This window comes from Petralouisia muris (assembly GCF_004793545.1).
Classification (GTDB): Bacteria; Bacillota; Clostridia; order Lachnospirales; family Lachnospiraceae; genus Petralouisia; species Petralouisia muris.
Genome location: NZ_SRYA01000014.1, coordinates 100,128 through 106,870, shown reverse-complemented (window position 1 = coordinate 106,870; position 6,743 = coordinate 100,128). Strand labels below are relative to the sequence as shown.

General features: G+C 45.0%; 9 protein-coding genes and 2 tRNA genes. All 11 read right to left on the bottom strand.

Annotated features, from left to right (window positions below; translation table 11 throughout):
* Positions 1-251: 251 nt before the first annotated feature.
* Positions 252-341 (bottom strand) — tRNA-Ser (locus E5329_RS08985).
* Positions 342-396: 55 nt separating this feature from the next.
* Positions 397-482, bottom strand: a tRNA-Ser gene (locus tag E5329_RS08980).
* Between the two features lie 121 nt (positions 483-603).
* Positions 604-1,320: a 2-C-methyl-D-erythritol 4-phosphate cytidylyltransferase gene (ispD, locus tag E5329_RS08975; protein WP_135989232.1), complete on the bottom strand. Its 717-nt coding sequence runs from the start codon at positions 1,318-1,320 to the stop codon at positions 604-606.
* On the bottom strand, positions 1,320-2,354 hold the full coding sequence (gene tsaD / locus E5329_RS08970) for a tRNA (adenosine(37)-N6)-threonylcarbamoyltransferase complex transferase subunit TsaD (protein WP_135989231.1): 1,035 nt from the start codon (positions 2,352-2,354) through the stop codon (positions 1,320-1,322). Before tsaD ends, ispD begins: the two co-directional genes overlap by 1 nt.
* A gap of 5 nt (positions 2,355-2,359) precedes the next feature.
* A complete protein-coding gene (locus tag E5329_RS08965; protein ID WP_135989230.1) occupies positions 2,360-2,920 on the bottom strand; it encodes a DUF6715 family protein in 561 nt (186 codons plus the stop codon).
* 110 nt (positions 2,921-3,030) lie between these two features.
* Complete coding sequence (locus tag E5329_RS08960; protein ID WP_135989229.1) at positions 3,031-3,936, bottom strand: ribonuclease Z; 906 nt, start codon at positions 3,934-3,936, stop codon at positions 3,031-3,033.
* Positions 3,937-3,963: 27 nt separating this feature from the next.
* Positions 3,964-4,191, bottom strand: a complete 228-nt coding sequence (locus E5329_RS08955; protein ID WP_135989228.1) for a hypothetical protein — start codon at positions 4,189-4,191, stop codon at positions 3,964-3,966.
* A gap of 242 nt (positions 4,192-4,433) precedes the next feature.
* On the bottom strand, positions 4,434-4,874 hold the full coding sequence (gene rimI / locus E5329_RS08950; RefSeq protein WP_135989227.1) for a ribosomal protein S18-alanine N-acetyltransferase: 441 nt from the start codon (positions 4,872-4,874) through the stop codon (positions 4,434-4,436).
* A 58-nt stretch (positions 4,875-4,932) separates the two neighbouring features.
* A complete protein-coding gene (gene tsaB / locus E5329_RS08945) occupies positions 4,933-5,643 on the bottom strand; it encodes a tRNA (adenosine(37)-N6)-threonylcarbamoyltransferase complex dimerization subunit type 1 TsaB (RefSeq protein ID WP_135989226.1) in 711 nt (236 codons plus the stop codon).
* Positions 5,640-6,074 (bottom strand): tRNA (adenosine(37)-N6)-threonylcarbamoyltransferase complex ATPase subunit type 1 TsaE, encoded by a 435-nt coding sequence (gene tsaE, locus E5329_RS08940; RefSeq protein WP_135989225.1) that lies wholly within the window; start codon positions 6,072-6,074, stop codon positions 5,640-5,642. The genes tsaB and tsaE overlap by 4 nt, the downstream gene beginning before the upstream one ends.
* 66 nt (positions 6,075-6,140) lie before the next feature.
* On the bottom strand, positions 6,141-6,650 hold the full coding sequence (locus E5329_RS08935; protein ID WP_135989224.1) for a YcxB family protein: 510 nt from the start codon (positions 6,648-6,650) through the stop codon (positions 6,141-6,143).
* Between the last annotated feature and the right edge of the window lie 93 nt (positions 6,651-6,743).

The window sequence follows — 6,743 nt, the reverse complement described above, 5'->3', positions numbered from 1 at the left end:
GGAAACTCTTTGAATCTTTCAAGGTTATTCCACTGTTCAGTTGTCAAGGTCGTTTCGTTGTTTTTAACAGCTTTTGTATTCTATCACAATCATCTGTGTTTGTCAACAACTTTTTTTATTTTTTTTGCTGTCGTTTCAAGTCATTTCCTGTCTTTTCACAACCAGCTTGAATATTTTATCATGCTATTTTCTATTTGTCAATACCTTTTTTTAATATTTTTAAATATCTATTCATGATAAAATATCAAAAACGGAGAAGGAGGGATTTGAACCCTCGCGCCGCTATTAACGACCTGCACCCTTTCCAGGGGTGTCCCTTCGGCCAGCTTGGGTACTTCTCCATGTGGCAAAATAATAATTGTTACTATTCTGTTGGCTGTTGCAATTCCGATAAAACGGAGAAGGTGGGATTCGAACCCACGGTCCCTTTCGGAATCACTGGTTTTCAAGACCAGCTCCTTAAACCACTCGGACACCTCTCCGAATCGTCTGTTTTCAACAGCGCATGTATGATTTTAGCAAAACATTTCCAATATGTCAATAGGTTTTTTTACTTTTTTTACATTTTTTTACTTTTCAGGCATTTAACCGCTTTTTCCTGGGCTACTCCGGCAAAAAAGCCTTTGCCAGCTTAAGATCCTCCGGCGTTGTTATCTTGATATTCTCATAGGAACCCTCTACTAATTTAACTTTATGACCGTAAATTGCCTCCAGCACCATAGTATCGTCTGTCACAGAATAAAACTCTCCGCGCTGTTCCCGATTCAGCAATTCTTCATATGCCTGATATATCAGAGGAAATGCAAATGCCTGAGGAGTCTGTATCTGCCAGACATATTTTCGCTTTGGCGTTTCCCTGACAAATAAGGACTCATCCGCAATCTTTATAGTGTCTTTCGCCGGCACCCCTGCTGCACAGGCTCGAAATTCTTCCGCTGCCCTGGCGCACCGCCAAATGATTTCATCGTTAATAAACGGTCTGGCGCCGTCATGAATCATCACGTAATCCGGCCGGTTTTGTTCTTTATTCAAGTCCGTCAGCCCACAAAATACCGAATGATACCGTTCTTTTCCTCCGGCTGTCACAGATATTATTTTGGTAAATCCATATTTTTGCACTATTTCTTTCCGGCAATATTCCACATCCTCTTCACCTGTTACCAAAACAATTTCATCTATCATGCTTTTTTCAAAAGCATATAAAGAATAATACAGCACAGGTTTTCCTTCCAACATCATGTACTGTTTGGGCACTGCACTGTTCATACGCGTTCCTTTGCCGGCAGACAAAACTACTGCCGCATATTTTTTCTCTGTCATTACCGTTCCCCCAGCTTCAAATTCGGCACTGCGTTCAGATCCCATCCGGCAAATTTTCCTGCAAGATATTCATAATAAGCCGCTGCACCAATCATTGCAGCATTATCCGTGCAAAACACAGGCGAAGGATGATAAAATTGAATTCCCCGCTCCCTGCAGGCAGCCTCCATTCCGCTGCGCAATGTGCCATTGGAAGCCACTCCCCCGGCAATGGCAAACTTCTCCATCTGAAATTCTGCCGCTGCTGTCATCGCATGTTCAATCAATACATCCGTCACTGCTTTCTGAAAAGCCGCCGCAATATCCGCTTCCACAATGGGAATACCTTTCATATGGCATCCATTGATATAATTGAGCACTGCGGACTTTACCCCACTGAAGCTGAAATCATAGGGGTTATCCGCCACTTTCGCCCTTGGAAACGCAATTGCCTGAGGATTTCCTTCTCTGGCAGCTTTTTCAATTTTGGGTCCTCCGGGATACCCAAGCCCTATGGCACGGGCTACTTTATCAAATGCTTCTCCCGCTGCGTCGTCTCTGGTTCTTCCCAATATCTCATATACGCCAAAATCCTTCACTTTTACCAGATGGGTATGTCCGCCCGATACCACAAGGCACAAAAAGGGCGGCTTTAATTCTTTGTTTTCAATATAGTTGGCACTAATATGCCCTTCAATATGATGGACGCCAATCAATGGTTTTCCTGCTGCATAGGCAATGGCTTTGGCCTCCGCCACTCCTACCAGCAGCGCCCCTACCAATCCAGGGCCATAGGTAACAGCAATGGCGTCCATATCTTCTAAAGCCATTCCGGCCTCTGCCAATGCCTCTTCAATTACCTGATTGATTCTCTCTATATGTTTTCTGGATGCAATTTCCGGCACTACGCCCCCATACAAAGTATGCAGCTCAATCTGGGAAGAGATAATATTGGACAATACCTCTCTTCCATTCCTTACCACTGCCGCCGCTGTCTCGTCACAGGAACTTTCAATTGCCAGGATCACTGCATCCTCCCGATTCTCTCTCACCATTTTAGTTACTCCTGATAGAATCCCAGTATCCGCCAATTGCTGTCTTCGTCTTTCCGCAGAATATAGGTCTGGGAAACGCGCCCTGACTTCTCGTTCTTATTATTGCTTTTCAGGAAATAAGACACGTCTACATAAGCGCAATCCCTGCCGTTTTTCGTCTTATATTCTACTTCCTTACTGCCCTCCACGGTTACATTAGATATCATCTTTTTATCATCTTTATAGCTGGAAATATCTGCTTTTACTGCTTCCAGATAAAGATCCTGAGGGTTGATTTCTTTCAGTTCTTCATCCATAAGAATTCTGGCCTGCTCCGTCATTTTTTCTAATTGCTCCTGAGTATAATCCTCACTGTAATAACACTCCAGAATCCGATTATAAAATTTCACCACTTCTCTGGCTGTTTTAGGATATGACTTTTCCAAGTCCTTGGAAATAATCATTTCCACCTCTGACAATCCTGTTTCCTTCCCACTGTCCCGCTGAGTCAGGTAATAATAATACCCCAGACATAAAGCGGCACAGACAATAACGATTATAGCTGATTTCACACCATTTTTCTTCATAAAAATCCCTCCTCACCAATCGGGCTGAGCATACCTGGACTTTTCTGCGGAAGTTTTTGCTTGCTGCCGTACAGATGAACAGACCATCGTCCAGCATTCCTGCAGAATATTTACGCAAAATCCAATTCTGCTGTTTTTCCGTCTTTCCCCAGTTTTGCCGCCGGATAAATGCTGCGCACTTCATCCATATAATCCTCTGCATGCACCAGCGAAGGGCTGAAATGAGTGAGCCACATATCGGAAACCTCTGCTTCCCTGGCAATTTCTGCCGCCTCATAAAAGGTCATATGCTTATACTGTCTGGCCTTCGCTGCTTTTTCCTTTTCCGCATACATTCCCTCTATAATTAATAAATCGGCATTTCTGGCATTTTCCGTAATAGCTGCCACTGGTCTGGTATCAGTACAATAGGTCAGTTTAATTCCTTTTCGGGGCGGTCCTAATACCATGTCAGGGGTATAAGTCTTCCCTTCCTGCTGAAGGGTTTCCCCTTTTTGCAGCCTGTTCCAGAGTTTCATCGGAATCCCCAGATTTTTCGCCTGTTCCACCTGAAATTCGCCGGCTCTTGGAATTTCTATGGTATATCCATAACAGGTAATATTATGATTGACACGGAATGCGGTAATGTGATACCCCTGTTCCTCCAAATGCTCCACCGGCTGGGTCAGCTCCACAAAGCGGATCTCAAAAGGAAGCTCCGGCGCAATGACCTTCAGTGCACTGACTACCCGTTCTAATCCTTTCGGCCCTATCATAGTCAGCGGCTCTGTCCGCTCTGCATTTCCCATAGTGAGCAAAAGTCCCGGCAGACCGCTGATATGATCTGCGTGATAATGGGTAAAACATATGGTATCAATGGGTTTTGCGCTCCAGCCCTTTTCTTTCATGGCAATCTGTGTGCCCTCACCGCAGTCAATCAAAAGGCTGCTTCCATGATACCGGGTCATCAGCGCAGTAAGCCAGCGGTAAGGCAGCGGCATCATTCCTGCAGTTCCCAACAAACATACATCTAACATAATATTTCCTTTCAAACTATATCTCGTTTAAACCAGTTCTGTTACTTCTATTGTCTGTACAGGAATCTGAAAACTTTTCACCCATTTATCATAGCAAGCTTCACAAATATCAAATTCCTGCCTTTCCCCGTCCTTTCCGGAAAAATATCCCCATTCTTTCTCTACATGAAGAAATTCTTCTCTGGGTATTCCGTTCTCTTCCCGAATTGTTTTTTTACAGCAATTGCATATAATTTTCTTTTCTTCTGTTTTCATCTGGCGTCCTCCCTGCTCTGCGCTTCTTCCGTACGCCCTGCGGATACAGCCTGAAACGGAATGCGCTTAATGAAACCGGCAGTAAAATCTGCAGTAAACTGACAGTTTCTCATTCTTATTATAGCGAAAGGACTCTCACGTTGGAAAGAGGAAATTGCAGCCAAAAACATACCGTCCAATTACACGGAAACTATGAATCATACCGCCAATCCTCCCCAAAAAATCTATCTGGCAAAAATCTGTCATTCCAATACCATTATTATGCCGTCTTCCCTGGGCAGTTCGTACAAATTCTTTCGGATTCCGCAGCTTCTGAAACCTGTTTCCTCGTATAAATGAATGGCATTTGCATTGGAGACGCGAGCCTCTAAAATAATACGGATGATTCCCCTTGTCCGCGCCTGTGCCAGCAGATATTCCATCATCTTCCGGCCGATCCCCTGATTCTGGCAGCGGGGAGCCACAGCCACATTGGTAATCTCCCCCTCTCCGCCGGCATAACAGTACATTCCGCAATACCCCACGATTACACTGTCCTTTTGCGCTGTCACAAACAATGTATCCTGATTCAGAGATTCCAGAAACGCCTGCTCAGACCATGGACAGGAAAAAAGCTGCCGTTCCAGTCTGACAGCTTCCGGGATATCCCGGACATCCATTTCCCGAAATACTAATTCTGCCATTTTCCTCCTGCTCCTTTGTCCGCCATTTTCTTCTGCAAACCGTATACTGCACACCAGTTTATTGCTCCTGCCGCTCCTTTTCCTGCCGCTCCCGCTCTGCCTGGGACAGACGCAGATAATCCGGGCTGTGTTCTGCTGCAGTTTCTGTTTTGCCTTCCTGATAATAGAGACAGGCCAACGCCGCCACAGAGGCTGCCCGCTGTTTATTCATATGGGCCGGCGCAAAAGAATATTCTGTCTTACAGTTTTCTTCCAAAAACGGCCGAAACACCGGTACGCCGTCTCCTAAAAACACAACCGGACGGCTCCGGTTATTGATTTCTTTCACAATTTCATCAATTCCCACTGCACACTGGCATTGCAACGTCTTCATGCCTTCTGCCGTAAATTCATACAGGCCGGTATAGGTTTGATTTCTCCTGGCGTCCATCAGAGGACATACCATATCCCTGCAGCCATAAAGATTATAGGCAAGGCCGTCTACGGTAGGAATCTGTATCAACGGTTTCTGCAAGGCCAGCCCCAGTCCTTTGGCGGTGGCGGAACCGATCCGCAGTCCAGTAAAGGATCCTGGGCCTCCTGCCACGGCAACTGCATCTATGGTATCAAAATCCAGATCTATCATTTTGACGATGGCGTCCAGCATGGGGAGCAATGTCTGGGAATGTGTTTTTTTGTAATTTACGGTATATTCTGCCAGCAGGTTATCTTCTTCCACAACAGCCACACTGGCCACAAGGCCAGAGCTGTCCAGTCCTAATATTTTCATCTCGTTACCTCTCTTACCGTAATTTTGCGGTAGTCAAATCCTTGCTCCAGATCTTTTTCTATCTTTATTTCCCAATAGTGTTCCGGAAGAATCTCCTCAATCAAATTGGCCCACTCGATCATAGTAAGGCCCTGTCCGTAAAAATAATCTTCGTAACCGATTTCCTCCATCTCTTCCACGCCGCCAATCCGGTAGACGTCAAAATGATAGAAGGGCATTCTTCCCTCCTCATACACCTGCACAATCGTAAATGTGGGGCTGCTGACTGGCTCTTCAATTCCAAGTCCTCTGGCAATGCCCTGGGTCAGCACGGTTTTCCCGACGCCCAGATCGCCGATTAGTGTATACAGTTCTCCCGGCCTGGCCTGCTCTCCTAATTTGTGCCCAAGCTGGTAAGTTTCTTCTGGGGAAAATGTTTCTATTCTATGCATATTAACCTCGATTTTTTGCTGTTTTTATACCCGTGAACCACATAATTTGCCAACAGCTTCTCACTATTATATGTGAAAAGGATTCAACTTCAGCCGGTAGCTTTCCAAATGGTTTACGGCAAGGCCCACTAGTTTCTCATATTGATCCCCTACCGCTTCCCGGGGGATGACATAGGCATTTATGCGGTTGCTGTAAATAAGCAGGCTGTTCTTTGTAGATATCATCTTGTAGATCTGCTTCCATTCCAGATCTGCGGTTTCTTCCCCCTGGGACACATGGATTCCTGCATCATCAATTTTATAGTGAAGGGCCTGTTTTAATATCTCAGAGCTTTTTATCTGCTGTTTGGAACGCAGATAAAGACTTACGGGCACATAAACCAGAAACGCCACCCCGAACGCAAGATACAGCAGGGTATACATTAGCTCTACTTTTCCGAAGGTTATTACTGCCATAATCAATACCCATACGCCCACCAGGGTTGCCACAATTCCCTGAAATCCATGATAGGCATGGTACAGGTTAAACTGGTACATGTCTTTCTCTGTGATGGTTGTATCAAATTCAACTGACATTTTGTATTCTCCTTTTCTTTACTTTCGTCATATTATACTATGTTCCGATAAGCAGTACAAGAGTTTTTTCCTCACACAGGTCTTACGCATTTT

Bases quoted from the DNA above. Each gene is read 5' to 3' on its own strand.
- E5329_RS08960 (WP_135989229.1), bottom strand. From the start codon at position 3,936: ATGTTAGATGTATGTTTGTTGGGAACTGCAGGAATGATGCCGCTGCCT.
- E5329_RS08955 (WP_135989228.1), bottom strand. From the start codon at position 4,191: ATGAAAACAGAAGAAAAGAAAATTATATGCAATTGCTGTAAAAAAACA.
- tsaD (WP_135989231.1), bottom strand. From the start codon at position 2,354: ATGGTGAGAGAGAATCGGGAGGATGCAGTGATCCTGGCAATTGAAAGT.
- tsaE (WP_135989225.1), bottom strand. From the start codon at position 6,074: ATGCATAGAATAGAAACATTTTCCCCAGAAGAAACTTACCAGCTTGGG.
- E5329_RS08965 (WP_135989230.1), bottom strand. From the start codon at position 2,920: ATGAAGAAAAATGGTGTGAAATCAGCTATAATCGTTATTGTCTGTGCC.
- E5329_RS08935 (WP_135989224.1), bottom strand. From the start codon at position 6,650: ATGTCAGTTGAATTTGATACAACCATCACAGAGAAAGACATGTACCAG.
- ispD (WP_135989232.1), bottom strand. From the start codon at position 1,320: ATGACAGAGAAAAAATATGCGGCAGTAGTTTTGTCTGCCGGCAAAGGA.
- tsaB (WP_135989226.1), bottom strand. From the start codon at position 5,643: ATGAAAATATTAGGACTGGACAGCTCTGGCCTTGTGGCCAGTGTGGCT.
- rimI (WP_135989227.1), bottom strand. From the start codon at position 4,874: ATGGCAGAATTAGTATTTCGGGAAATGGATGTCCGGGATATCCCGGAA.